20 protein-coding genes, 8 tRNA genes and 1 pseudogene are annotated in these 26930 nt (G+C 53.3%); 2 read left to right on the forward strand and 27 right to left on the reverse strand.

Annotated features, from left to right (window positions below; genetic code table 11):
• Positions 1 to 100: 100 nt before the first annotated feature.
• On the forward strand, positions 101 to 1375 hold the full coding sequence (locus KNV97_RS15930; RefSeq protein ID WP_218562308.1) for an HlyC/CorC family transporter: 1275 nt from the start codon (positions 101 to 103) through the stop codon (positions 1373 to 1375).
• Between the two features lie 139 nt (positions 1376 to 1514).
• On the opposite strand, the gene luxS is transcribed toward KNV97_RS15930, so the two are convergent.
• From luxS to pncC, 23 genes and pseudogenes are all read right to left on the reverse strand, one after another.
• Positions 1515 to 2033, reverse strand: coding sequence for an S-ribosylhomocysteine lyase (luxS, locus tag KNV97_RS15935; protein ID WP_136483322.1), 519 nt, complete (start codon positions 2031 to 2033; stop codon positions 1515 to 1517).
• Positions 2034 to 2058: 25 nt separating this feature from the next.
• The gene (locus tag KNV97_RS15940; RefSeq protein ID WP_136483321.1) at positions 2059 to 2664 is read right to left on the reverse strand and encodes a transglycosylase SLT domain-containing protein; all 606 of its coding nucleotides are present in this window, start codon (positions 2662 to 2664) and stop codon (positions 2059 to 2061) included.
• 16 nt (positions 2665 to 2680) lie between these two features.
• The gene (gene gshA, locus KNV97_RS15945; RefSeq protein ID WP_218562309.1) at positions 2681 to 4246 is read right to left on the reverse strand and encodes a glutamate--cysteine ligase; all 1566 of its coding nucleotides are present in this window, start codon (positions 4244 to 4246) and stop codon (positions 2681 to 2683) included.
• Between the two features lie 156 nt (positions 4247 to 4402).
• On the reverse strand, positions 4403 to 7258 hold the full coding sequence (locus KNV97_RS15950) for a M16 family metallopeptidase (protein WP_218562310.1): 2856 nt from the start codon (positions 7256 to 7258) through the stop codon (positions 4403 to 4405).
• Positions 7259 to 7267: 9 nt separating this feature from the next.
• Positions 7268 to 7730 (reverse strand): annotated as a pseudogene (locus KNV97_RS15955) (YqaA family protein).
• Positions 7724 to 8674 carry an NADP-dependent oxidoreductase gene (locus tag KNV97_RS15960; protein WP_136483317.1) on the reverse strand — a complete coding sequence of 317 codons (951 nt, stop codon included), beginning with the start codon at positions 8672 to 8674 and terminating at the stop codon, positions 7724 to 7726. Before KNV97_RS15960 ends, KNV97_RS15955 begins: the two are co-directional and overlap by 7 nt.
• Before the next feature lie 127 nt (positions 8675 to 8801).
• The gene (locus KNV97_RS15965; RefSeq protein ID WP_136483316.1) at positions 8802 to 9932 is read right to left on the reverse strand and encodes a sodium ion-translocating decarboxylase subunit beta; all 1131 of its coding nucleotides are present in this window, start codon (positions 9930 to 9932) and stop codon (positions 8802 to 8804) included.
• 9 nt (positions 9933 to 9941) lie between these two features.
• On the reverse strand, positions 9942 to 11723 hold the full coding sequence (gene oadA / locus KNV97_RS15970) for a sodium-extruding oxaloacetate decarboxylase subunit alpha (RefSeq protein ID WP_218562311.1): 1782 nt from the start codon (positions 11721 to 11723) through the stop codon (positions 9942 to 9944).
• A 26-nt stretch (positions 11724 to 11749) separates the two neighbouring features.
• A complete protein-coding gene (locus KNV97_RS15975) occupies positions 11750 to 12007 on the reverse strand; it encodes an oxaloacetate decarboxylase subunit gamma (RefSeq protein ID WP_136483314.1) in 258 nt (85 codons plus the stop codon).
• 369 nt (positions 12008 to 12376) lie between these two features.
• Positions 12377 to 12453 (reverse strand) — tRNA-Arg (locus KNV97_RS15980).
• A gap of 132 nt (positions 12454 to 12585) precedes the next feature.
• Positions 12586 to 12662: transfer RNA gene (locus KNV97_RS15985), tRNA-Arg, on the reverse strand.
• 73 nt (positions 12663 to 12735) lie between these two features.
• Positions 12736 to 12812: transfer RNA gene (locus KNV97_RS15990), tRNA-Arg, on the reverse strand.
• Between the two features lie 132 nt (positions 12813 to 12944).
• A tRNA-Arg gene (locus KNV97_RS15995) sits at positions 12945 to 13021 on the reverse strand.
• A gap of 73 nt (positions 13022 to 13094) precedes the next feature.
• Positions 13095 to 13171, reverse strand: a tRNA-Arg gene (locus KNV97_RS16000).
• A gap of 89 nt (positions 13172 to 13260) precedes the next feature.
• Positions 13261 to 13353 (reverse strand) — tRNA-Ser (locus KNV97_RS16005).
• Positions 13354 to 13411: 58 nt separating this feature from the next.
• Positions 13412 to 13489, reverse strand: a tRNA-Arg gene (locus KNV97_RS16010).
• A gap of 39 nt (positions 13490 to 13528) precedes the next feature.
• Positions 13529 to 13621, reverse strand: a tRNA-Ser gene (locus tag KNV97_RS16015).
• A gap of 196 nt (positions 13622 to 13817) precedes the next feature.
• The gene (gene csrA, locus KNV97_RS16020) at positions 13818 to 14015 is read right to left on the reverse strand and encodes a carbon storage regulator CsrA (protein ID WP_004415691.1); all 198 of its coding nucleotides are present in this window, start codon (positions 14013 to 14015) and stop codon (positions 13818 to 13820) included.
• 92 nt (positions 14016 to 14107) lie between these two features.
• A complete protein-coding gene (locus KNV97_RS16025; RefSeq protein WP_218562312.1) occupies positions 14108 to 15295 on the reverse strand; it encodes an aspartate kinase in 1188 nt (395 codons plus the stop codon).
• Between the two features lie 218 nt (positions 15296 to 15513).
• Entirely contained in the window at positions 15514 to 18096 is a 2583-nt protein-coding gene (alaS, locus tag KNV97_RS16030) for an alanine--tRNA ligase (protein ID WP_218562313.1), read from the reverse strand.
• A 185-nt stretch (positions 18097 to 18281) separates the two neighbouring features.
• Complete coding sequence (gene recX, locus KNV97_RS16035) at positions 18282 to 18740, reverse strand: recombination regulator RecX (protein ID WP_136483311.1); 459 nt, start codon at positions 18738 to 18740, stop codon at positions 18282 to 18284.
• A gap of 138 nt (positions 18741 to 18878) precedes the next feature.
• On the reverse strand, positions 18879 to 19928 hold the full coding sequence (gene recA / locus KNV97_RS16040) for a recombinase RecA (RefSeq protein WP_136483310.1): 1050 nt from the start codon (positions 19926 to 19928) through the stop codon (positions 18879 to 18881).
• 171 nt (positions 19929 to 20099) lie between these two features.
• Positions 20100 to 20588 (reverse strand): nicotinamide-nucleotide amidase, encoded by a 489-nt coding sequence (pncC, locus tag KNV97_RS16045; RefSeq protein WP_218562314.1) that lies wholly within the window; start codon positions 20586 to 20588, stop codon positions 20100 to 20102.
• 86 nt (positions 20589 to 20674) lie between these two features.
• Here pncC and mutS point away from each other — a divergent pair, with 86 nt between their 5' ends.
• Complete coding sequence (gene mutS, locus KNV97_RS16050; protein WP_218562315.1) at positions 20675 to 23236, forward strand: DNA mismatch repair protein MutS; 2562 nt, start codon at positions 20675 to 20677, stop codon at positions 23234 to 23236.
• A 204-nt stretch (positions 23237 to 23440) separates the two neighbouring features.
• Here mutS and rpoS read toward each other — a convergent pair whose 3' ends face one another.
• The 4 genes from rpoS to surE all read right to left on the reverse strand — a co-directional run bounded on the left by rpoS (position 23441) and on the right by surE (position 26923).
• The gene (gene rpoS / locus KNV97_RS16055) at positions 23441 to 24373 is read right to left on the reverse strand and encodes an RNA polymerase sigma factor RpoS (protein ID WP_407701911.1); all 933 of its coding nucleotides are present in this window, start codon (positions 24371 to 24373) and stop codon (positions 23441 to 23443) included.
• Positions 24374 to 24502: 129 nt separating this feature from the next.
• A complete protein-coding gene (locus KNV97_RS16060) occupies positions 24503 to 25474 on the reverse strand; it encodes a peptidoglycan DD-metalloendopeptidase family protein (protein WP_256612128.1) in 972 nt (323 codons plus the stop codon).
• A gap of 50 nt (positions 25475 to 25524) precedes the next feature.
• On the reverse strand, positions 25525 to 26151 hold the full coding sequence (locus tag KNV97_RS16065; RefSeq protein ID WP_136483305.1) for a protein-L-isoaspartate(D-aspartate) O-methyltransferase: 627 nt from the start codon (positions 26149 to 26151) through the stop codon (positions 25525 to 25527).
• On the reverse strand, positions 26144 to 26923 hold the full coding sequence (gene surE / locus KNV97_RS16070) for a 5'/3'-nucleotidase SurE (RefSeq protein ID WP_136483304.1): 780 nt from the start codon (positions 26921 to 26923) through the stop codon (positions 26144 to 26146). Before surE ends, KNV97_RS16065 begins: the two co-directional genes overlap by 8 nt.
• Between the last annotated feature and the right edge of the window lie 7 nt (positions 26924 to 26930).

Below are 26930 nucleotides of genomic sequence, written 5' to 3' on the forward strand. Positions count from 1 at the left end.
CAGTTAAGCCATTAATAGTTAAAACGACCGTTAGTTCATCATTAAAAAACGGATCAGGCCAACCTGATCATCTAAATTCATTACAAGGAAACCAAGCGTTTTGGACGACATATCAACGGGTATCTTATTTGCGCTGCTCGCGTGTCTCATTGTTATATCTGCTTATTTCTCCGGTTCAGAAACCGGCATGATGTCGCTTAACCGCTACCGTCTTAAGCATTTAGCGAATACCGGCCACAAAGGGGCCAAGCGGGTCGAAAACCTGCTGGGACGTCCGGACCGTCTGATTGGTCTGATCCTGATCGGTAACAACCTGGTCAACATCCTCGCCTCTGCCATTGCCACCATTCTCGGCATGCGTCTGTACGGCGACATGGGGGTTGCTATCGCTACCGGTGTGCTCACCCTGGTGGTACTGGTATTTGCCGAAGTGACACCAAAAACCCTGGCCGCGCTGTATCCGGAACGGGTGTCCTACGCGAGCAGTATTCTGCTCAGCCTGCTGATGAAACTGCTGTCGCCACTGGTGATTTTCGTCAACTTCATCACCAACGGTTTTATCCGTCTGCTTGGCCTGTCAGCCCAGCACGGCGGTGACGACCCGCTCAGTTCAGAAGAGTTGCGCACTGTGGTCAACGAAGCCGGCGGTCTTATCCCACGCCGTCACCAGGACATGCTGCTGTCGATCCTCGATCTGGAGCACGTCACCGTCAACGACATCATGATTCCGCGTAACGAGATTACCGGCATCAACATTAACGATGACTGGAAATCGATTGTGCGTCAGCTGACCCACTCGCCGCATGGCCGCGTGGTGTTGTACCGTGACAATATTGATGAAGTGGTGGGTATGCTGCGTCTGCGTGAAGCATCGCGTTTTATGCTGGAGAAAAATGAATTCACCAAAGAGACACTGCTGCGCGCAGCCGATGAAGTCTATTTCATTCCGGAAAGTACTCCGCTCAACGTCCAGCTGCTGAAATTTCAGCGCAATAAAGAGCGTATTGGTCTGATTGTCGACGAATACGGCGATATCAATGGCCTGATCACGCTGGAAGATATTCTGGAAGAGATCGTCGGTGAGTTTACTACTTCGATTGCACCAAGCCTGTCGGATGAGATCACACCGCAAGGGGATGGTAGCTTCCTGATTGAAGGCAGTGCCAATATCCGCGATATCAACAAGAGCCTGAAGTGGAAACTGCCGACCGATGGTCCGCGCACCCTGAACGGTTTGATTCTGGAACACCTGGAAGAGATCCCGGCCAGCCACCTGAGCGTGAAGGTTGCCAGTCATCCGATGGAGATTGTCGAGCTGGAAGAGAACCGCATCAAGCTGGTGCGCGTTCACCCGCGCAAGAGCAAGAAATCTTAGTCGCAGGCCGCTTAAAAGAGAATCGGCAGATTCAGACACTAAAAAAGGCTTGGGAAATCTCAAGCCTTTTTTTATCCGCCTACACACTGCTTTTTCCGCCCGTAAACTGCGCCGTCATTGCCACGCAGCATGCGCGGGCTTAGTTCACTTTCAGCTCTTGCAGCATCGACTCCGGCAAGGCCAGTTCGTCGTTCTTGTTGACTGAAATACCGGCCGCAATCACCTTCTCTGCAATCGCTTTCGCTTCGGTCAGTGAGTGCATCGCTGCGGTACCGCACTGGTACTCGTTCAGCTCAGGGATTTTATCCTGACCTTCGACTTTCAGTACATCCTGCATCGCTGCCAGCCACGCGCTTGCAACCTGGTCTTCGCTTGGCGCACCAATCAGGCTCATATAGAAACCCGTGCGACAGCCCATTGGCGAGATATCGATGATTTCGACGTTAGCCCCATTAAGGTGGGCACGCATAAAGCCGGCATACAGGTGCTCCAGCGTATGGATACCACGCTCTGACAGAATATCCTGATTCGGCAGGGTGAAACGCAGGTCAAATACCGTGATGGTATCGCCCTTTGGTGTTTGCATGGTCTTGGCCACACGTACCGCCGGCGCACTCATGCGAGTGTGGTCTACGGTAAAGCTGTCTAATAATGGCATGTTTGTCTCTCCCTTGCAGGCCAGCTTAGAAAAACCAGCTGCGGTTATCTTCTAATTCCTGACGGCACTGTTTCAGCTGCCATCCATAATCATTGGCTTGTTGTTCAACCTTGCGCGCCACACGTTGTAATGCGGGCTTCGACTGATAGGTTTTACGTTTAAATCCGCCCCGTCCTTCATGATAGGCGAGATACTGATGATAGGTATCCCATTTCGAGACCCCAAGCGTACGCTGAGTTTCGCTGGTATACCAGCCAATAAACATCAGCGCGTCATCAAAATTGGTGCGCGAGCCGCCATAATCGGTCGCATCCTGAAAATCGTCCCAGGCCGGATCCTGAGCCTGGGCATAACCATATGCACTGCTGACCCGGCCCCAGGGAATAAAGCCGAGCAGGTAATCTTTCGGTGGTTTGGCATCATGACGGAAACTGCTTTCTTGTTTGACGAACGCCATCGCAATTTGCATCGGCGTGCCCCACTCTTTTTCCATCGCCAGCGCATCTTCGTACCAGTCCGGATACTCACGGAAAATCTCGCACAGATTATTCTGCTGGGCCGGTGGCGATGTCGCACACCCGGCCAGCATTCCGGCACTGGCAAGAACCGCTAACTGGAAACCTTTTCTCATCGCAGTGCCCGGCCGCTTATTTCAGGTAGGCAAAGTAGTGTTGCAGAAAGGCATCGAAGTCGAGCTCGTCCTGCTGTTCAATCTCAGCCTGAGCCGCAACCGAACGTACCACTTCCTGTTCCATCACCTGTTGTGAATACACTTCATATTGATGGTCGAGGTTGTGCTGACGGTACTTCAGCCCCAGCGCGCAGCCGGTTTTACCCAGGCCGCCCATCTGTTTGGTCATCGCCAGGATTTGCGCTGACAAGGTACGCTCCGGATGGTCGATCCAGCCTTGCAGCTCACGACACACATCCTGATAGGCACTGCCGCCCTGGGCCGCATCCATCAACTCAGCAATCTGCGCCAAATCGGCAAACACACGTTTGGCCCAGTTTTGCAGCGACAATTTTTCACCATGACAACCGATCTGCAGTTCCAGACCCGGCTTGCGCCCTTCCAGTACCACTTTGCTCCAGTTGTCACGCCAGCATTCCAGCTCACAGCCATCCATCGGGTCGGAATCAGACAATGCCGCCCAGGTCAGGAACAGATCGAGGAAACGCACCTGCTGCTCAGTGATCCCCACCGGGCTGAACGGGTTAACGTCCAGTGAACGCACTTCGATGTATTCCACCCCGCCGCGACCGAGCGCTTCGGACGGTTTCTCACCGCTTTTCGCCACCCGTTTCGGACGGATTGGCGCATAGAGTTCGTTCTCAATCTGCAGCACATTGCTGTTGAGCTGACGGTATTCACCGTCCACTTTCACGCCCAGCTTGGCAAACTCGTCAGAAGGCGTGCGAATCGCCTGGTTAAGGCCCTGCAGGTATTGCTCAATGCTGTTAAAACCAATTTTCAGCGCACTCTGCGCATTATTGGTGTAACCCAGATCGCTCAGACGCAGTGAAGTGGCGTATGGCAGATACAGAGTCTGACCGATATTCTCAAACGGCAGCTTACTTTCGCGGCCACGCAGAAAAGAGGAGCACAAGGCCGGCGAGGCACCGAAGAAATACGGGATCAGCCAGCCAAAGCGGTAGTAGTTACGGATCACGGCAAAGTAAGCATCGGACTTGGTCGCCTGACGCTGCTCGTCATCCTGTTCACCATACAATGCATCCCAGAAAGAATCCGGGAACGAGAAATTAAAATGCACGCCTGAAATGATCTGCATCAGGCTGCCGTAACGGCGTTTCAGACCGGTACGGTAGAGTGTTTTCATGCGGCCACTGTTGGAGCGGCCATACTGCGCCAGTTCGATGTCATCTTCACTGCCGACATAACATGGCATCGACATCGGCCACAGCTTCTCTTCACCCATTTTGCTCTGGGCAAAATGATGGATATCAGCCAGCTGGGACATCAGGACAGGCACCTGGTTCGACACCGGGGTGATGAACTCAAGCAAAGGCTCAGCGAAATCCGTCGTGATCCAGTTGTTGGTCAGTGCCGAACCCAGTGCTGTTGGATGAGGCGTCTGTGCGATAGCTCCATCCGGAGTATAACGCAGCGTTTCACGTTCAACGCCTCGGCCAAACTGTTGAAACACTTCAGGTTGTTGAGCGACTTTGGTAAGTCGCGCGGCAAAATTAGTCAAAATGAGATTCGCTTATGTGTGTGATAATCCAAATGAAGCTGAGCTAACTCCGCAACACAAAACAGCGTCGATTATACGCGGGACCGATAAGGTAGCCCGTAATCCACCATGTTTGCAACAGGAGGCGTAAACTTCGCCTCCTGTGTTATGTGTACTCTAGCGGATGATTTCAAGCTCTTCTACGGGAATTGTTAACTTTTCCAGTTCAGGTTTGAGTGTTTTGGCATCGCCGACCACTATGATCTGGTAATCATCCGGATTGAACCATTTGGCGGCCAAATCATCCAGGGTCGATTTATCGATATCCTTCACGATCTCATTGCGCTGCTGCAGATAATCGCGATCGAGATTGTAGGTCAGGATACTGCTCAGCAGCTGCGCTTTCTGTGACGGTGTTTCATAGTTCAGCGCATCCTGCTGGCCCACCGCCAGGCGCATAAACTGCAGCTCTTTCTCCGTCATACCCTGCTGGCTGAAGCGGCTCATCTCTTTTTCCATTTCGATGATCGACGGCACAGTTGAATCCGCACGCACCTGAGCATTATAGACAATCGCGCCGACTTCACGATTGCTGGCAAAATAGCCGTTCGCGCCGTAGGTGTAACCTTTGTCTTCACGCAAGTTCTGGTTAATGCGGCTGTTAAAGTTACCGCCGAGATTAAAGTTAGCCAACTGGCTGCGGTACAGCTCACCGGTGGCGTCAAACGGCAGACCGCGCCGTACCAGACGTACGATGCTTTGCGGCGCGCCCGGTTTATCAACCAGATACACTTTCTGACCGTTGAGTGTCGGGATCACCTGCGGACGCAGCAGTGGCGACACCTCACCTTTCCAGTCGGCGAAGAAATGCAGCTCACGACGCACTTCACGTTTGCTGATATCGCCCACCACCACAATCTGCGCGCCTTGCGGGGTGTAATGCTGCTGGTAGAAACCTTTGACATCATCCAGCGTCAGCCCAGCAATCGACTGTTTGGTCCCGTCACTGGTGCGGGCAAACACCGAATCACCAAACAGCACCTGACGGGTGGCCTGGGAAGCCAGCCAGCCCGGCTGCTGGTGCTGATACACCACGCCTTCAATCATCTGCTGCTTGATACGGGCAAAGTCTTCGGCGCGGAAGCCGGGATGGAACAGCACTTCCGACACCACATCCAGCGTCTGCGGCAGATTTTTCTTCAGGCTCGAAATCACGATGCTGGTCGAATAGGAATTGGCATTAACGCTGACCTGCGACCCGAGTTTATCCAGTTCAGCCTGGATCTGTTCCACACTGCGCTTAGTAGAGCCTTCCTCCAGCATCGCCGCGGTCAGATTGGCCAGCCCTTCTTTCCCGCTCTCGACATGGCGCTCACCGGCCGGCAGCTTGATTTTGACCAGCACGGTCGGGGTTTCTGAAGTCTCGGTGCCGAGCAGTTCAGCGCCATTATCAAAATACAGCTCATACAGCGCTGGCATATGCGCCTGCACCGCCTCGGCCACTTGCGGCATCACCGAACGGTCAAAGTCGTCATCAACTGTGCGGTAGTTGAGCTCGTCATCGCTGATTTTGTGATACTCAGGCAGCTCGCGTGCCGGCGGAGTGAAGTTGTCTGGCTGCACCGCCAGCTCGGTTTTCCCGCGCGGCACCACACTCAGGGTCACTTTATGTTGACCATCAAGATAACGCTGATAGACATCCTTGACCGATTGCGGCGACACCGCGCGCAACTGCTCAAGCTGGGTTTCAATCCGATCCGGCTGACCATAGAAGGTTTCATTGCTGGCCAGCTGAGTCACCTTACCCTGGACACTTTCCAGCGCAAATACCGCATTGGCCTCCGCCATGCCGTTGATCTGATCAAGACGACCTTCAGGCACACCCTGCTGCTCAAATTGCTGCAGCGTCTGCATCAGCTCATGATAAAGCGGTTTAAGCTGCGCCTTATCGCCGGACGGTGCCATGGCGTAAACATAAAAGTTGCACGCCAGCTCAGCACATTCCTGGAACGCACCGGCGTCGACCGCTTTCTGGGTTTTGACCAGGTTCTGATACAGCAAGCCGTTAGTTCCGCCGCCCAGCACCTTGGCCAGCGCATCCAGTGACGCCTGATCATCCGAGCCGCGGTAGCTGGTCGGCCAGCCGATCACGACCATAGGTTGCTGAATGCGATCCTGCATGGTGACATAACGGTCCTGCGGCACAATCGCCGGCTGTTTCGGCGCCTTATCCACTTCCGGACCGCGCGGGATAGAACCAAAGTACTTATTGACCCACTGCAGCGTCTGTTTGACATCGATATCACCACCGATCGTCAGCACCGCATTGTTCGGGCCGTACCAGCGCAGGAAGAAAGCTTTCAGGTCATTAACATCGACCCGGTCGAGATCCTCAACATAGCCAATCGTCTGCCACGAATAAGGATGGCCTTTGGGATACATGGCTTCGCCCATTTTCTCCCAGATCAAACCATACGGGCGGTTGTCGTAATTTTGCGCGCGTTCGTTTTTCACTGTGTCGCGCTGAATCTCGAACTTACGCTGCGAGACGGCGTCGAGCAAAAAGCCCATCCGGTCGGACTCCAGCCACAGCACTTTTTCCAGCTGATTGGCCGGCACGGTCTCGTAGTAGTTGGTGCGGTCGCGGTTGGTCGAGCCATTGAGCGAGCCACCCGCTTCGGTGATCAGACGAAAATGTTCCTGATCCGCCACATGTTTCGAGCCCTGGAACATCATGTGCTCAAAGAAATGGGCAAAGCCGGATTTGCCCGGAACTTCACGTGCCGAACCGACGTGGTAAGTCACATCAACATGAGTCAGCGGATCGGAGTGATCCGGCGAAAGAATCACCGTCAGGCCGTTGGCCAGGCGGTACTTTGAATAAGGGATCATCACTTTTCCCGGCTGTGCATCCTCTTGTTCAACAAGAGTGACGCCGGAAGGCAGAGATGAGAAAAGCGATGTTGGGGTGTTCGTTGAGGTACAGCCATAAATGGCGATAAGAGAAACGACACCAATCCAGATTTTTCTCATGACATATCCTTAGAAAAAACCATAAAAAACAGCAGCCAGCAAAGAATAACGTGCGGCTTTGCCAATCAGAATCAGTAAGGCGACCAAAAACCAGTGCATACGAAGCCAGCCAGCCGCCAGACAGAGCGGATCACCGATAATCGGTAACCAGCTCAGCAGCAGAGCCCAGTAGCCGTGTTTATGCAGCCAGGCTAAAGCTTTATGACCCTGCTTTTCCTGATCAGTTCGATTTGGCAGCCACAAACCAAGCCAGTAGTTTGTCATACCACCCAGGGTATTGCCCAGTGTTGCCACCAGAACAATCATGATTGGCGAGTATTGCGGAAGAGATAAGGTTGCAACCACGGCGGCTTCGGAGCCGCCGGGCAGTAGAGTTGCACTGAGAAACCCGCCCCAGAACAGCACCCACAGGGCGGAGTCTGCAAACAGGGGGAATCAGTTGGGAAAAGCCAGAGTTAATCCACTCTAGCATTGCATATCAAGCAGTACCTTGCCCCGGGTATGGCCAGACTCAAGCTGAATGTGGGCCTGCGCCGCCTCGGTCAGCGGATAGACGTGCTGAATTTCGGTTTTCAACAAGCCGACACTGACCATGTACAGCATGGTATCGAGTTGCTGCGGATTGGGGTCAACCAGCATACCGGTGGCATTAAAGCCAAGCAGCTTGGCTTTTTCACAAATCAGCTCGGCGCTTAACGTCGGCACAGTGACCACCCGCGCGTCATCGCTCAGACACTTGAGCGCATCCAGCGCCGCATCGCCGCCGACCAGGTCAATCAGCACATCCACATCCTGCAGACGCTGTGACACCGGCTCGAAATTGTAGTTAATCGCATGCGCGCCTAAGGTGGCAAGGTAATCCAGGTTACCTTCACTGCAGGTGGTATACACTTCGGCTTTGGCCGCAATGGCGATTTGCACCGCCAGATGACCGACGCCGCCGGCCCCGGCCAGGATCAGCACTCGTTCACCTTCTTTCACTTCGGCTTTGCTCAGCGCCTGAGCGGCGGTTTGTCCGGCCAGCGGTAACACCGCCGCGGCTTCGAGTGTGACCGCATCCGGCACCACACTCAGCTCACTTTGCGGCACGCACACATACTGACTGTAACCACCGCCACGCAGCGGAAAGCCGATAAAGCCCGCCACATTCGCGCCCGGCTGCAGAGCGCTGACACCTTCGCCGACTTTGACCACGGAGCCGGAAATATCATAACCCGGCACCCAAGGCAGATTGTCTTTATTCTGCGCGGCGGCCCAGCCAAGCCCGGCCCGGGTTTTCACGTCAATCGGATTCACGCCGGCAAAGGCGACCTTAACCAATACTTCGCCGGCCTGCGGCTCGGGTAGCGCGGATGATTGAATGGCGAGCACGTCCGGCCCGCCAAATCGGGTAATTACAATCTGCTTGTTGTCCATGTCCTTTCCTTGAGCCTGTGGGCGAAATGAAAAAAGGATGCCGAAGCATCCCTTTGAATATATACCAAATTATCTGCGACCGTGAATACGGGCTTCGCAATTTGGCCTTTAGTTAACCGATAGATAGCTAACCGACCAGCGCCAGCAACACACCCGCGGCAACTGCCGAACCCAATACCCCGGCCACGTTGGGCCCCATGGCATGCATCAGCAAAAAGTTCTGCGGATTGGCCTGCAGACCGACTTTGTTGACCACCCGCGCTGCCATCGGTACTGCCGATACACCGGCCGCGCCAATCAGCGGGTTGATGTCCTCTTTGGAGAACTTGTTGAGCAGCTTCGCCATCAGTACGCCACCGGCAGTACCGATACTGAATGCCGCCGCACCCAGCGCCAGGATACCCAGCGTCTCCAGGTTGAGGAACTTGTCTGCCTGCAGTTTAGAGCCGACACCCAGGCCAAGGAAAATGGTCACTATGTTGATCAGCTCGTTCTGCGCCGTTTTAGACAAACGCTCGACCACGCCCGCTTCACGCATCAGGTTACCCAGACAGAACATACCGACCAGCGGCGTCGCCGCCGGCAGGAACAGAATCGTCATCAGCAGTACCATCAGCGGGAAAAGGATCTTTTCCGCTTTACCGACATGACGCAGCTGCGCCATTTTGATCTGACGCTCTTCTGGCGTGGTCAGCGCTTTCATGATCGGCGGCTGAATAATCGGCACCAGCGCCATATAGCTGTACGCCGCTACCGCAATCGCACCGAGCAGATCCGGCGACAACTGACTGGCGAGGAAAATCGCCGTCGGGCCGTCCGCACCACCGATAATCGCGATTGACGACGCATCGGCCATGGTGAACTCCATGCCCGGCACATAGTTGAGCAAAATCGCCCCGAACAGCGTGGCGAAAATACCCAGCTGCGCCGCTGCGCCAAGCCAGAGGGTTTTCGGGTTGGCGATCAAAGCGCCAAAGTCGGTCATCGCACCAACGCCCATAAAAATCAGCAGCGGGAAGACACCCGACTCAATACCGATATGGTAGACGTAGTACAACAGGCCGCCCGGCTCGGTAAATCCGGCGTTAGGAATGTTGGCCAGCACCGCACCAAAGCCAATCGGCAGCAACAGCAAAGGCTCAAAGCCTTTACTGATCGCCAGAAACAGCAGCAGGCAGCCGACCAGAATCATGATGATCTGGCCAAACTGGAAATTGGCAATGCCGGTTTCCAGCCACAGGGTCATTAATCCGTCCATGGTTCTCCCTTACGCCAGGCTGAGCAGAGGTGCGCCGACAGTCACAGAGTCACCCTCTTTGACCAGCAGCTCCTGCACCACACCGCCGCGTGCGGCGCGAATTTCGGTTTCCATCTTCATCGCTTCCAGTACCACCAGAATATCGCCTTCGGCGACTTCGCTGCCGGCATGGACATTGATTTTGAAGATATTGCCGGCCAGCGGTGCCGGAATCGATTCGGCATCCTGCGCCGCGACGACCGGGGCCGCCGCCGCCGGTGCTGCTGCCGGAGAGACCGACGTCAGCTGGCCCTGCGGCCCGACTTCGACGTTGTAGACCTGACCGTCCACTTTCACGCTGTAAGTTTCAATCTTACCGGCAGATGCGGCAGGCGCAGATGAAGGCGCAGCAGGCGCTGGCTCACTGCCTGGTGCCGGTTCAAACGCATCCGGATTGCCGCGATTGGTAAGAAACTTGAGGCCAACTTGCGGGAATAAGGCGTAAGTCAGTACATCATCCACCTGCTCATCCGCCAGTCGGATACCGTTGGCTTTCGCTTTAACCTGCAGCTCACTGGTCAGGTTATCCAGCTCATCACTGAGCAGATCAGCCGGGCGGCAGGTAATCGGCTCAGCGCCTTCCAGCACGCGGTTTTGCAGCTCAGCATTGACCTCGGCCGGCGTCGCACCGTATTCGCCTTTCAGCACACCAGCCGTCTCTTTGGTGATGCTCTTGTAGCGCTCACCGGTCAGCACATTGATCACCGACTGAGTGCCGACGATCTGCGAGGTGGGTGTCACCAGCGGGATATAACCGAGATCCTGACGCACACGCGGGATCTCCTGCAGCACTTCGTCCATACGATCAGACGCGCCCTGCTCTTTAAGCTGGCTTTCCATGTTAGTCAGCATCCCGCCCGGAACCTGGGCAATCAGGATACGTGAATCGACCCCTTTCAGCTGACCTTCGAATTGAGCGTATTTTTTGCGCACTTCACGGAAGTAGGCCGCAATCGGCGCCAGTTTTTCCAGTTGCAGCTGGGTATCGCGCTCTGTGCCTTCCAGCATCGCCACCACGGTTTCAGTCGGGGTGTGGCCGTAAGTCTGGCTCATGGAGGAGATCGCGGTATCCAGAATATCGATACCGGCTTCAACCGCTTTAATCGCGGTTGCGGTCGACAGACCAGTCGTGGCATGGCAGTGCAGCGCCAGCGGCACATCACACGAGGCCTTAATACGGCGGATCAGTTCATCCGCTTCATACGGCTTGAGCAGACCGGACATATCTTTGATACACAGCGAGTGACAGCCGAGATCTTCCAGGCGCTTGGCCAGGTCAACCCAGGTCTCGATGTTATGCACCGGACTGGTGGTATAAGACATGGTGCCCTGGGCATGACCGCCGACATCAATCGTGGCTTTCACCGCCTTCTCGAAGTTACGTACATCGTTCATCGCATCAAAGATACGGAACACATCCATGCCGTTGGCATGGGCACGTTCAACAAATTTTTCCACCACGTCATCGGCGTAGTGACGGTAACCAAGCAGGTTCTGACCACGCAGCAGCATCTGCATCGGCGTATTCGGCATCGCTTGTTTCAGCGCGCGCAGACGCTGCCACGGATCTTCACCCAGATAACGGATACAGGCATCGAAGGTGGCGCCGCCCCAGGTCTCCAGCGACCAGTAGCCCACTTTGTCCAGTTCGGCAGCGATCGGTAACATATCCTCGATACGCATACGCGTCGCGAACAGGGATTGATGTGCGTCACGAAGGACCACATCGGTAATAGCGAGTGGTTTAGACATGCTTATAAACTCCTTTTAAATTCTGACTACTTCGCCGCTGAAGTACGGTGTTGGTGTACAGCAGCGGAAATCGCAGCCACAACCTGAGGGCTGACAGCAGCAGAGGCGGGTTGCATTTTTTTCGCTGGGGACTTGGATACGATCGGCTGAGGTACTTCTTGTGGTACCCATTTAGACATTAACCGAACGAGATAAACCAAAATGGTGAGGAATAGAAATACGACCGTCATCCCTGTAACCATCAGGGTGGCCGCATCAACTAGCAGGCTTCCGATATTTGTCATTTTGCTTCCTTTCAGTGTCATCCTGACAACATATACCGCATACGTATAAAGACGCAGCGATATGTGAACAAGGATTATCAATTGTGGTGAAAAATTGTCAATTTAGTTCACACCACTCTTTAAGGCTTGCCACAAAATCAGCGTAAGATTCGTCACACAAATCACAAAATGTCATGCAATCTGCGATTTACTCGCTCAGTTATGTGCCGAATATGACGAGGTTAGTAGATAATCGGAATGAAAATTGAGATGCGGTTAATAAAGTGGCAACTCGCTTTGTAAAAACAAAGAGTTGTAAATAAAGAATAGACAAAATGCTAATGAAATGTAAACAAAAAAGCCCCGCACGAATGCAGGGCTTTAGAAAGGTGGCGCGCTCGAGAGGATTCGAACCTCTGACCGCCTGGTTCGTAGCCAGGTACTCTATCCAGCTGAGCTACGAGCGCGCAATGTTTGTTATCGATGGCAAATAAAGCCAAGATAAACAGGGCAATGCCCTTCACATTGCTTCTGTAAACAGAAGCTCGGTTCAAAAAGCGATTCAGGATAAAACCTGAGTAACTTTTCAAACTGAAAAGTGGCGCGTCCGAGAGGATTCGAACCTCTGACCGCCTGGTTCGTAGCCAGGTACTCTATCCAGCTGAGCTACGGACGCGCAGGCTTGACTGTAGCAGCGAGAAATCCCGCTTCTGCAATCGACTTTTGATAAATCAAAAGCTTAAAAATAGTGGCGCGCTCGAGAGGATTCGAACCTCTGACCGCCTGGTTCGTAGCCAGGTACTCTATCCAGCTGAGCTACGAGCGCGCAATGTTTGTTATCAATGGCGGATAAACCAAAGATAAACAGGGCAATACCCTTCCCAATACTTCTGTAACCAGAAGTCCGGTTCAAAAAGCAATTCAGGATAAAACCTGAGTAACCTTTCAAACTGAAAAGTGGCGCGTCCGAGAGGATTCGAACCTCTGACCGCCTGGTTCGTAGCCAGGTACTCTATCCAGCTGAGCTACGGACGCGCAGGCTTGACTGTAGCAGCGAGAAATCCCGCTTCTGCAATCGACTCCTGATAAATCAGAAGCTTAAAAATAGTGGCGCGCTCGAGAGGATTCGAACCTCTGACCGCCTGGTTCGTAGCCAGGTACTCTATCCAGCTGAGCTACGAGCGCGCAGTGTGTGAAGTGTATCACGTTTTGAGGTGTGAACTATATCACGTTTTTATTCTTTTGGAATAAAAAATTGACCTAAGGTCAAGAAATGGCGGTGAGGGAGGGATTCGAACCCTCGATGCGGCTACAAACCACATACTCCCTTAGCAGGGGAGCGCCTTCGGCCTCTCGGCCACCTCACCACTTTTCTTCTCAAAGAACTTATGTCCCAAGAGAACCTTGCATATTCCCGCAGGAATATGGCGCGTCCGGAGAGGATTCGAACCTCTGACCGCCTGGTTCGTAGCCAGGTACTCTATCCAGCTGAGCTACGGACGCGCATTTCACTTAACATGCTAAAATTAAGCGTCGCAAGAATGGCGGTGAGGGAGGGATTCGAACCCTCGATGCGGCTACAAACCGCATACTCCCTTAGCAGGGGAGCGCCTTCGGCCTCTCGGCCACCTCACCGTCTTGCGGGGGGCTCATATTACGTTTTACCAAAAATATGTCAAACACTTTCTTGGCAAAAATAATAAAAAACTGCTTAAGCGTTGGCTATTTAACCAAAGCGCCGGGAATTTGAACTTTCACCATTCAAATCCCCTTATCCCGATAAAAAACACGACAAAAAAGGCCGGCAAAATTGCCGGCCCTTCTCTGATAATCAGTAGTTGCCTGATGCAACGTTACCATTACCCTTTTCCGCTTGAATGCGCATGTAGATTTCTTCACGGTGTACCGATACTTCTTTTGGAGCATTCACACCGATACGTACCTGGTTACCTTTTACGCCCAGCACAGTCACTGTCACTTCGTCACCGATCATGAGTGTTTCGCCAACACGGCGAGTCAAAATTAGCATTATTTGCTCCTTGAGTGATCTCTGTATTCTCTTGCAACGCTTTTATTATCCACTAAAAGTTATATTTACGTAAACTCTCTAATGCAGACTAATCATCCCGAACAGGCATGTTTAGCTTCAACTGCGACGAAAAGCTGCGAATCAATATAAGCTTCATGTAAAATATTTGCTGCTTTATCAATATTTTGCGGCGAAAGCATTAACATTAATGATTGTGAAGTGGTTGAAACATGCTCAACCCCAATATTATTTGCCGCCAACAATGCACAACACTGTTCCTTCAGTTCTGGTGCTTGCAAACCAACCTTGGTCAGTAAGCTTACTTGCTCACTATTACGGATTTTATTGCTGAACACCAGATCCAACTTAGCACAAGCGTCATGTTTTATCACAACACCCGCCCATTCTGCCTTTTCGATCACATTCCACACTTCAATTCCCAGCATCTGACATTGTGCTGTCAACGCGGCAAGTGAGTCATGATCAACCGTGACCAACGCCAAATCACGCTGCAGCGCCAGGCCGCAGATTGGCTGAGTACCGGTTTCGCCTTTAATCAGGCTGCCGGCATTAACATCAAAGGTCGACAGAACGCGCAGCGGAACCTGGTTTTTCCATGCGAAACGAACGCATGGCAGGTGCAGGACCTTAGCGCCTTTACGAGCCATCTCTTCCATTGAAGGAAAATCAATCACATCCAGCTTTTTCGCGCCAGGAACCACACGCGGATCGCAGGTATATACCCCGTCAACATCAGTAAAGATCTGACACTCATCCGCTTTTAAGGCGCCCGCCAACGTCACCGCACTGGTATCAGAACCGCCGCGGCCTAACGTGGTGATATCCCCATTCTCATTAACACCCTGGAATCCGGCCACGATAACAATTTGATCCTGCTCCAGCAGGTCCGTTATCGCCTGAGTATCAATGGCTTTAATCGTCGCATCATTATGCTGATTATCGGTGACGATATTTGCCTGACCGCCCGTTAACGAGCGCGCCGCATAACCCAGTTTATTCAGGGTCATCGCCACCAGTGCCATAGATACCTGCTCACCGGCAGAGAGCAAAACATCAAGTTCTCTGGCAGTCGGAACACTGTCCACCTGATGGGCCAGGCCCAGCAGACGGTTGGTTTCACCCGACATAGCAGAAACAACTACAACAACTTGATTACCATCATCTTTCGCTTTGATGATGTGCTTGGCGACTAAGTGCATGTTTTCAATTGAACCAACTGAAGTGCCACCAAACTTTTGCACGATAATGGGCTTTTTCACCAGTATTCACCTTCCCAGGACCGAAGTCTCATTAAGACCAAACCTGTCAACAATCAGTTGAATATCAGTTTGATCACAATAAAAAACAAAACCAAGCGGCTAATCAGCCCGCTGTTGCTCAAGCTAATTAAACCACTTGGTTGACCAGATAAAGTTACACTCAATCAACAAAACGCTGATTGAGTGTCTTTAATTTTCAATGAATAACGATTTGATCGTTACAGACGCTCGGAAATCCAGGCATCGACTGACGCAAGCGCTGCCGGCAATGCTGCTGCATCGCTGCCACCCGCCTGAGCCATATCAGGACGACCACCGCCTTTACCACCGACTTGCTGGGCCACCATATTGACCAGCTCACCGGCTTTCACTTTAGCCGTCAGATCTTTTGTCACACCAGCAATCAGGCCCACTTTATCGTCAGCCACGTTACCCAGCATGATGATGCCGCTGCCCATCTGGTTTTTCAGTTCATCAACCATACCGCGCAGCGCTTTGTTATCCGCGCCATCCAACTGCGCAACCAGTACCTTCACGCCGGCAATCTCTTTGACATTGCTGGTCAGGTTGGCACTTTCTTTCGCTGCCAGTTTGTCTTTCAGCTGATTGATCTCTTTTTCCAGAGTCTTCGCTTTTGACGCCATCTCGTTCATTTTCTGCTGGTACTGAGCCTGTTGCTCGTCCAGGTAATCCAGCGCCGCTTCACCGGTCACCGCTTCGATACGACGCACACCGGCTGCGATACCGCTTTCCGAGATGATTTTGAACAGGCCGATATCACCAGTACTGTTGGCGTGGATACCACCACACAGTTCAGTGGAGAAATCACCCATCGACAGTACGCGTACCATCTCTTCGTATTTCTCGCCAAACAGTGCCATCGCACCTTTCGCTTTCGCCGATTCCACATCCATGATGTTGGTTTCGATCGGGTGGTTACGACGCACTTGTTCGTTCACCATACGCTCAACTTCTTTCAGCTCTTCAGCAGTGACCGCTTCCAGATGAGAGAAGTCAAAACGCAGCGCTTCAGCACGCACCAGCGAGCCTTTCTGCATGACGTGCTCGCCCAGAATACGGCGCAGCGCTTCGTGCATCAGGTGTGTCGCTGAGTGGTTGAGTGAAATCGCTTTACGACGCTTGGCATCCACATCCGTGGTCACGCTGTCGCCTTCAGCAAATACGCCTTCCGCCAACACACCGTAATGAGCAATCGCGTTCCCCAGTTTCTGAGTATCTTCAACCTGGAAAACACCAGATTCAGTTTTGATCGTACCGGTATCACCGCACTGACCACCTGACTCCGCGTAGAACGGCGTTTCATCCAGAATGATGATCGCCTGATCGCCTGCCGACAGTGAAGAAACTTCATTGCCTTCGACAAACAGCTTGCTGATGCGGCTTTGACCGGCTGTCGCGCCGTAGCCACAGAATTCAGTTTTGCCGTCCACTTTGATCATTGAGTTGTAGTCAGCACCAAAGTTACCCGCTTCACGCGCGCGCTGACGCTGCTCTTCCATCGCCGCTTCAAAGCCCGCTTCATCAATGATGAAACCACGCTCACGTGCCACGTCGTTGGTCAGGTCAGCCGGGAAACCGTAAGTATCGTACAGCTTGAAGACAGTCTCGCCGTCCAGCTCGTTACCTTGCAGGTTGTCCAGAGCTTCATTGAGCAGTGACATACCGCGATCCAGGGTGCGGCCGAAGTTTTCTTCTTCGATGCGCAGTACTTTTTCCACGATAGCCTGTTGGTTCTTCAGAATATCACCGGCTGTGCCCATGATGTCCGCCAGAGGGCCAACCAGTTTGTGGAAGAAAGAACCCTGAGCACCCAGCTTGTTACCATGACGTACCGCACGACGAATGATACGGCGCAGTACATAGCCACGGCCTTCGTTAGACGGCATTACGCCATCCACAATCAGGAACGCACAAGAACGGATGTGGTCTGCCACCACGCGCAGTGACTGATTAGACAGGTCGTCGTAACCAATCACTTCCGCCGTCGCTTTAATCAGCGTCTGGAACACATCGATTTCGTAGTTAGAGTGTACGCCCTGCATGATGGCAGAGATACGCTCGATACCCATACCGGTATCTACCGATGGTTTTGGCAGCGGTTCCATAGTGCCGTCAGCGTGACGGTTGAACTGCATGAAAACGTTGTTCCAGATTTCGATGAAACGGTCACCGTCTTCTTCTGGTGTGCCCGGACGGCCGCCCCAGATGTGATCACCGTGATCGTAGAAAATTTCGGTACACGGACCACAAGGGCCGGTGTCACCCATCTGCCAGAAGTTGTCTGATTCGTACGCTTTGCCGCCCGGCTTATCGCCGATGCGCACAATACGATCCGCCGGAACACCCACTTGTTTATTCCAGATATCAAACGCTTCATCATCGGTTTGGTAAACCGTAACCAGCAGGCGGTCTTTTGGCAGTTTCAGTACATCAGTCAGAAACTCCCATGCAAACTTAATCGCATCTTCTTTGAAATAGTCACCAAAGCTGAAGTTACCTAACATTTCGAAGAATGTGTGGTGACGTGCGGTGAAGCCCACGTTTTCCAGATCGTTGTGCTTACCACCGGCACGCACACAGCGTTGCGCGGTCGCCGCTCGGGTGTATCCACGCTTCTCCAAGCCTAGGAAACAATCTTTAAACTGGTTCATACCTGCGTTGGTGAACAGCAGGGTCGGGTCATTATCAGGCACCAGAGATGAACTCTCGACAATTTGGTGGCCTTTACTTTCAAAGAATGAGAGGAACGCGCGGCGAACCTCATCCGTGCTCATGTACATGCAGCTCTTCCTGAAATACTCAAGTTAGAATTTTGCGCTATTGTAAAGCATGGATAAGACTTCGCCTAGTTTTCTTCAAGAAAAGACGAAAATGAATTGAATTTTAATCCAATGTCAGAAGGTTAAATTTGCCCGCAACCGACAGGACAACAGAGAGTCCGGCCAGCCCCCGGGCACAGGTGGGATTATTCGGTCTCGTCACTCAGCGCATACTGGATTTGCTCAAAGCTGAAACCGCGGTACTGCAGAAAACGCACCCGTTTGGCATACTCTTTATTATCCTTGCCGCGCAAATCGCTGAATTTTTTCTGCGCCGTCTGTCTGGCCAGTTCAAACCAGTCGGTGCCCTCTTCGGCCAGCGCCTGATCAATCAGGTCACCGTTGACCCGTTTTTGCTGCAGCTCCTGACGAATGCGCCGTTCACCGTGACCTTTACTGATGTGCTGACGCACCTGGCTGTGGGCAAAACGCAAGTCGTCCAGAAAGCGGTGCTCAAGACAAAAGCTGAGCGCCTGGGCGATCTCCTGCTCGGGGTAGCCCTTTTGTTGCAGTTTCTGCGCCAGTTCATGTTCGCCATGGTCACGGCGTGACAGCAGTGCCAGTGCACTCTCCTGACAACTGCGCGGAGAAGATTTGCCAAACATAGTCGCTCCTTGGCGTGTGAATCACATTGATGAGGTGAGCGCGGCTTAGCACGCCAGAATAGGCAAAGCCCCGCACAGGCGAGGCTTTGATTAACTGTTGATTGTAAGCCAGTCTTGCTCGGTGGCAAACCGCGCGGCTTACAACTCTTCTTCTTGCTCTGGCACTGCACCAAACTCTGGCTCATCGGCTGGCACCTGAGTCGGGTTCAGCAGCATATCACGCAGTTTAGTGTCCAGTTCTTTGGCAATATGGGTGTTCTCACGCAGGTACTTACACGCGTTTGCTTTGCCCTGGCCAATTTTATCGCCATTGTAGCTGTACCAGGCACCGGCTTTTTCCACCAGCTTGTGTTTCACGCCCAGATCCACCAGCTCACCTTCGCGGTTAAAGCCCTGACCGTACATGATCTGAGTATTGGCTTCTTTAAATGGTGCCGCGATCTTGTTCTTAACCACTTTGATACGGGTTTCGTTACCGACCACTTCGTCGCCTTCTTTAATCGAGCCGGTACGACGGATATCGAGACGGACTGACGCGTAGAACTTCAGCGCGTTACCACCTGTTGTGGTTTCCGGGTTACCGAACATCACCCCGATCTTCATACGGATCTGGTTGATGAAGATACACATACAGTTCGACTGTTTCAGGTTACCGGTCAGCTTACGCATCGCCTGTGACAGCATACGTGCCTGCAGACCCATGTGGCTGTCGCCCATCTCACCTTCGATTTCCGCTTTCGGCGTCAGTGCTGCAACCGAGTCCACCACCATAACGTCAATCGCACCTGAACGAGCCAGCGCATCACAAATTTCCAGCGCCTGTTCACCGGTATCCGGCTGAGACACCAGCAGTGCGTCGATATCTACGCCCAGCTTCTTGGCATAGACAGGATCCAGTGCGTGCTCAGCATCGATAAAGGCACAGGTTTTACCTTCACGCTGCGCAGCGGCAATCAGTTCCAGAGTCAGTGTGGTTTTACCTGATGATTCAGGACCGTAAACTTCGACGATACGACCCATTGGCAGGCCACCGGCACCCAGAGCGATATCCAGAGAAAGTGAACCTGTAGAAATGGTTTCAACATCCATGGTGCGGTTATCACCCAGACGCATGATGGAACCTTTACCGAATTGCTTTTCAATTTGACCCAGGGCTGCGGCCAGAGCCTTCTGTTTGTTCTCGTCCATTACTCTCTCCAGACTGTCACTACTGCTCATGGTGAGGCTATCAATAGTGATACGTGAATGCGTAAAATTTGCTTCGACATAAGCTGTCATATTGCTGCTCATTATACTGTTGATTCATACAGTGTCCACCCCTGTATAGAAAAAACTTGCAGCAACCCGACAAACTTCAAACTAACTTACTGATAAATGGTTTGCCACCCCGGCCAGGGCATGCTGTACCGCTAACTGACGCACTGTTTGCCGATCGCCGGCAAAAAACTGAGTCTCAACCTGCTGCCAGCCCTGCTTGTCCGCCCAGGCAAAACAGACCATGCCGACCGGTTTTTCTTCGCTGCCGCCACCGGGTCCGGCGATGCCGCTGATCGACACTGCGATGGTGCCGTTCGAATGGGCCAGTGCGCCCTGCGCCATCTCAATCACCACCGGCTCAGATACCGCGCCATGCTCCGCCAGCGTTTCTGCGCGCACGCCAATCATCTCCTGCTTGGCCTCGTTACTGTAGGTGACAAAGGCGCGGTCAAACCAGGCCGAGCTGCCGGCAATGTCGGTGACCGCGGCGGCCACACCACCACCGGTACAAGATTCTGCCGTGACCAGCACCTGCTGCCGTGCAAGCAATAACTCGCCTACCTGTTCACTTAATCGTTGCTGCAATTCCATGCCCAAAAACCTCTTGTTGTGTCTTTTCGCTCGATAGGGATTCACGTATCCTAAGCCGCTATGTCCACAAACAAAAGAAGTAACCCGTGACTGCCGAGCAAAAACATACGCCCATGATGCAGCAATATCTCAAACTCAAAGCAGAGAATCCGGATATTTTGCTGTTTTACCGGATGGGCGACTTTTATGAGCTGTTTTATGACGATGCCAAACGTGCCTCGCACCTGCTGGATATTTCCCTGACCAAACGCGGCGCGTCGGCCGGGGAGCCGATCCCGATGGCCGGTGTGCCATTTCATGCCGTGGAAGGGTATCTGGCCAAACTGGTTCAGCTCGGCGAATCGGTGGCTATTTGTGAACAAATCGGCGACCCGGCCACCAGCAAAGGCCCGGTGGAACGTAAAGTGGTGCGTATTGTCACGCCGGGCACGGTCACCGACGAAGCCCTGCTCTCGGAGCGGGTTGATAACCTGATCGCGGCGATTTACTACCATAATGGCCGCTTTGGTTACGCCACGCTGGACATTACCTCCGGCCGTTTCCAGCTCAGTGAGCCGGAGTCGGAAGAAGCCATGGCGGCCGAACTGCAGCGCACCGCGCCGCGCGAGCTGCTGTTTCCGGAAGATTTCGAACCGGTGCATTTGATGGCCAGCCGTCAGGGTAACCGCCGTCGCCCGGTGTGGGAGTTTGAACTCGACACCGCCAAGCAGCAGCTCAACCAGCAGTTCGGCACCCGTGACCTGGTTGGTTTCGGCGTCGAGCAGGCCAAGCTGGGCCTGTGTGCGGCCGGCTGCCTGATCCAGTATGTCAAAGACACCCAACGCACCGCCCTGCCGCATATCCGCTCGCTGACGTTTGACCGTCAGGATCACTCAGTGATCCTCGATGCTGCGACCCGCCGTAATCTGGAACTGACCCAGAACCTGGCCGGCGGCAGCGACAACACTCTGGCCGAAGTGCTTGATCACTGTGCCACCCCGATGGGCAGCCGGATGCTGAAACGCTGGATCCACCAGCCGATGCGCAGCCTGGATACCCTCAATCAGCGTCTCGATGCGATTGGGGAAATCAAACAGCAGGGCCTGTTTGCCGATCTCTATCCGGTGCTGAAACAGATAGGTGATATCGAACGTATTCTGGCCCGTCTCGCCCTGCGCTCGGCCCGGCCGCGCGATCTGGCCCGCCTGCGCAACGCGCTGCAGCAACTGCCGGAGCTAAGTGACGTATTGCAGCCGCTTGAAGGCGACTATCTTGGCAAACTGCGTGAGTTCGCCCAGCCTCTTGATGAGCTATGCGAACTGCTTGAGCAGTCGATCAAGGACAACCCGCCAGTGGTGATCCGCGATGGCGGCGTGATTGCCGACGGCTACAGTGCCGAACTGGATGAATGGCGCGATCTGGCCAACGGCGCGACCGAATACCTCGACAAACTGGAGGCAGAAGAGCGCGATCGCCACGGCATCGACACGCTCAAAGTCGGCTATAACAATGTGCACGGCTTTTATATTCAGGTCAGCCGCGGCCAGAGCCACCTGGTGCCACCGCACTATGTGCGTCGCCAGACCCTGAAAAATGCCGAACGCTACATTATTCCGGAACTGAAACAGCACGAAGACAAGGTACTCAATTCCAAATCCAAAGCACTGGCACTGGAAAAACAGCTGTGGGAGCAACTGTTTGATCTGCTGCTGCCACAACTGGAGCAGATGCAGAACCTGGCCTCAGCGCTGTCGCAACTGGACGTACTGCAAAACCTGGCCGAACGGGCAGAAAGCCTCGATTACTGCCGTCCGCAACTGAGCGAAGAGCCGGGCATTCATATTCAGGGCGGCCGCCACCCAGTGGTCGAGCAGGTGCTGGACGAACCCTTTATCGCCAACCCGATAGAGCTGAATCCGCAGCGTAAAATGCTGATCATTACCGGTCCGAATATGGGCGGTAAATCGACTTATATGCGCCAGACCGCTTTGATTGCCCTGCTGGCGCACATCGGTGCCTATGTACCGGCCGAGTCCGCCCGTATCGGCTCGCTGGATCGCATTTTCACCCGTATCGGCGCGTCAGACGATCTGGCCTCAGGCCGTTCGACCTTTATGGTTGAGATGACCGAAACCGCCAACATTCTCCACAATGCCACCGCTCGCAGCCTGGTACTGATGGACGAAATTGGCCGCGGCACCAGTACCTATGATGGCCTGTCTCTGGCCTGGGCCAGTGCGGAATGGCTGGCCAAACAAATTGGCTCGATGACGCTGTTTGCGACCCATTACTTTGAGCTGACCGAGCTGCCCAACACCCTGCCGCATCTGGCCAATGTCCATTTAGACGCGGTAGAACACGGCGATGATATTGCCTTTATGCACGCAGTGCAGGAAGGCGCGGCCAGCAAGTCGTATGGTCTGGCCGTAGCCGGACTGGCCGGTGTACCGAAAGCGGTGATCAAGAACGCGCGCAGCAAACTGAGCCAGTTAGAGCAGCTCAGCCTGCAGCAACCAAGCAGCCACCCAAGTCAGGTGGATATCACCAATCAGCTCAGCCTTATCCCGGAGCCAAGCGAAGTGGAACAGGCGCTGGCCGGTATCGACCCGGATGATCTGACCCCGCGTCAGGCACTGGAAGCGTTGTACCGCCTGAAGAAAATGCTCTGAGCCTTGCCGGCATCAACTGACGGTCGGTAAGTTCACACATTCAGCAAGATCAAAAAAGGCACTCAACTGAGTGCCTTTTTCATATTTAAGCTGCGCATTGACCGCTTTAGCTGCACGTTGGCCTTGCTAAACGGCGCAGTAAGGTACAATTCAGCAGGGTACAATGCCGTAAGAACAATATCGGTAAAAGGTATCACTAACGGATTATTGCTCGTTTTCTACGTTAAACAGCGATTCCATATTCAGACCCTGTTTCATCAGGATTTCACGCAGACGACGCAGGCCTTCGACCTGGATCTGACGTACCCGCTCACGGGTCAGGTTAATTTCGCGACCGACTTCTTCCAGCGTAGAAGGTTCATAACCGAGCAGGCCAAAACGGCGCGCCAGCACTTCTTTCTGTTTCGGATTCAGTTCATCCAGCCAGGCAACCAGTGAGTCACGGATGTCATCGTCCTGAGTCGAGACTTCCGGGTCCGAGTTGTTGATGTCCGGAATAATGTCGAGCAGCGCTTTGTCGCCGTCACCACCAATCGGCGTATCCACTGAGCTGATACGCTCATTGAGGCGCAGCATTTTACTGACATCATCCACCGGTTTATCCAGCTCCAGTGCGATCTCTTCTGCCGTTGGCTCGTGATCGAGTTTTTGCGACAGTTCACGCGCAGTACGCAGGTAAATGTTGAGCTCTTTGACGACGTGAATCGGCAGACGAATGGTACGGGTCTGGTTCATCAGCGCACGTTCAATGGTCTGGCGGATCCACCAGGTGGCGTAGGTCGAGAAACGGAAGCCGCGTTCCGGATCAAATTTTTCCACCGCACGGATCAGACCCAGGTTGCCTTCTTCAATCAGATCAAGCAGAGCCAGACCACGATTGCTGTAACGGCGTGAGATCTTGACCACCAGGCGCAGGTTACTTTCGATCATACGTTTGCGTGCCGCTTCATCGCCGCGCAGAGCACGACGGGCATACAAAACTTCTTCTTCGGCGGTTAAAAGTGGTGAGAAACCAATCTCACTCAGATACATCTGAGTGGCATCCAGACTCTTCGTCGATGCGTCAAATTCTTCGCGAATCTCTTCAGATTGGTCTTTACTGTTAGTGAGTTGTTCTTCAGCTTCCGCGGCATTCATTGCTTCGGCATCGAATTCAAACTCTTCGTCGACTTTAGTGGCTGTATTGCTGATACTCATAGCGCCTCCCCTGGCGAGCTAGCAAGACATTACTACTGCTTAATGTCACATGACTCTGAACAAGTATGTTTATGGTAAGTAGCGTTTTGGATTCACTGACTTACCTTGATAACGAATTTCAAAATGTAAGCGAACACTACTGGCTCCTGAACTGCCCATTGTGGCTATCTTCTGGCCGGCGTTTACACTTTGTCCTTCTTTAACCAGCAACCGATCGTTGTGGGCATAAGCACTCAGATAATGATCGTTGTGCTTGATAATGACTAGATTGCCATATCCGCGTAGTGCACTGCCCGAATAAACCACTGTTCCTGCTGCGGTGGACATGATGGACTGACCGCGCTGTCCTGCGATGTCGATCCCCTTGTTGCCTTGATCCCCAGCGGAAAAGTTCTGAATCACCCGACCTTTAGTCGGCCACATCCACTTCGCTACTTTAGCACTCGAACTCGCTGGCTTTTTAGCACTCGAACTCGCTGGCTTAGCGTTGGAACTCGCTGGCCTGGCGTTCGATTGAGCTACCTTAGCGTTCGAAGATGAAGATTCACTTACTTTTTTGTTAACAGTTTGTTTATTTACAGAACCAACATACTCCTTTGGTTTTGATTGTTCAACACCCTTATTTGGGTATTTTTTAACCTGATCAGCGGTTACATTAGCAGTTTGTGATATTGATGCGGTATTAGAGCCATTGCTCATTTTGATCGGTTTAGCAGCAGAAGCCGCTGCTTTAGCCGGCGCTGATGCGGCCGCAGCCACAGCAACCGCTGGACCAGCTCCGGTGCCGCCATAAGCGGGAGGCGTGTAGGCAGGCTGCCAGAGCTTAAGTTTCTGCCCCGGGTGAATGGTGTAAGGTTTCGGCAGATTATTGTAACGAATGATGTCATTAACGTTCTTATCGGTAATATAGGCGATGTAGTACAAGGTATCGCCACGGCGAACCTCATAGTAGCTGCCACGATAACTGCCACGTTCGATAGAGGTGTAATCTTTCTTCAGTCCCGATACCGGCGCAGGGGTATGCGCTACGCAGCCTATCATCAGACTACACAGCCCTGCGACCAGTAAACTTCGGCACCAAAGCGGGCGCATCAGGCCAGATCACCAGAAACTAAAGGCACAAAACGCACCATCTCCACCACATGGGTGTCGAAATGGTCACCATGGCGAACAATCAGCAGCAGTTGCTGCTCTTCTTCACCGACCGGGATCACCAGACGTCCGCCGTCAGCCAGTTGATCCAGCAGAGCCTGCGGAACAACGGGAGCGGCTGCGGTCACAATGATGGCATCAAACGGCCCTTTCGCCGCCCAGCCCTGCCAGCCGTCACCGTGTTTGGTGGAAACATTATAAATATCGAGCTGCTTAAGACGGCGCTTTGCTTCCCACTGCAGCGACTTTATCCGCTCCACCGAACAGACATGATCGACCAGCTGTGCCAGCACTGCGGTCTGGTAACCAGAGCCTGTGCCAACTTCCAGCACCTTACTGTCACGCTGCAACCCGAGCATCTGGGTCATTTTCGCCACGATGTAAGGCTGGGAAATGGTCTGACCCTGACCGATCGGCAAAGCGTTATTATCATAGGCCTGATGCATCATCGCCTGCGACACGAACTTTTCCCGTGGCAGAGCGTGGATGGCGGCCAGTACTTTCTCATCACTAATACCGTGACCGGATAACAGTTGAATCAGTTTGTCCGCTTTCGGATTAGTCATCCGCACCTTCCTTTCCCTTGGTCATCAACCAGTCGTTCATCGCGCCCAGCGACTCATGGGCCGTCAAATCCACCTGCAGCGGCGTAATCGACACAAAACCATGCTCAACCGCATGGAAATCGGTGCCTTCACCGGCATCCTGCTCACGCCCCGGAGGACCAAGCCAGTAGATATCGTGGCCACGCGGGTCTTTCTGTTTAATCATATTCTCGGCATGGTGACGGGCACCCAGGCGCGTGACCTTCTGGCCTTGCAGTTTGGCCAACGGCACATCCGGAATGTTGACATTGATTAATCGGTTGGTCGGAATCGGAGAAGATAAATGTTGCTCAACCAGCTGACGGGCAATTTTCCCCGCGGTGGCAAAATGATGTTTTCCGACCAGAGAAAACGCAATCGACTGCACGCCGAGGAAATGGCCTTCCATCGCCGCCGCAACCGTGCCTGAATAGAGCACGTCATCGCCGAGGTTAGCGCCGTGGTTGATACCACTCAGCACCAGATCCGGCAAATCATCTTTCATCAGCTCGTTTAACGCAAAATGCACGCAGTCGGTCGGCGTGCCCTGCACTGAATAGGTATTCGGTTCAATCTTGGTGACGCGTAATGGCTGCTCTAAGGTCAGAGAGTTCGACGCTCCGCTGCGGTTGCGATCCGGGGCGACAATCACGATTTCAGCCATATCTGCCAGCGCATAAGCCAGAGCACGAATGCCCTCCGCGTATACGCCATCATCATTACTGAGCAGAATTTTTAATTTTTTATCACTCATCCGTCCG

The sequence above is a fragment of the Vibrio ostreae genome, from assembly GCF_019226825.1.
In the GTDB taxonomy this organism is placed as follows: Bacteria; Pseudomonadota; Gammaproteobacteria; order Enterobacterales; family Vibrionaceae; genus Vibrio; species Vibrio ostreae.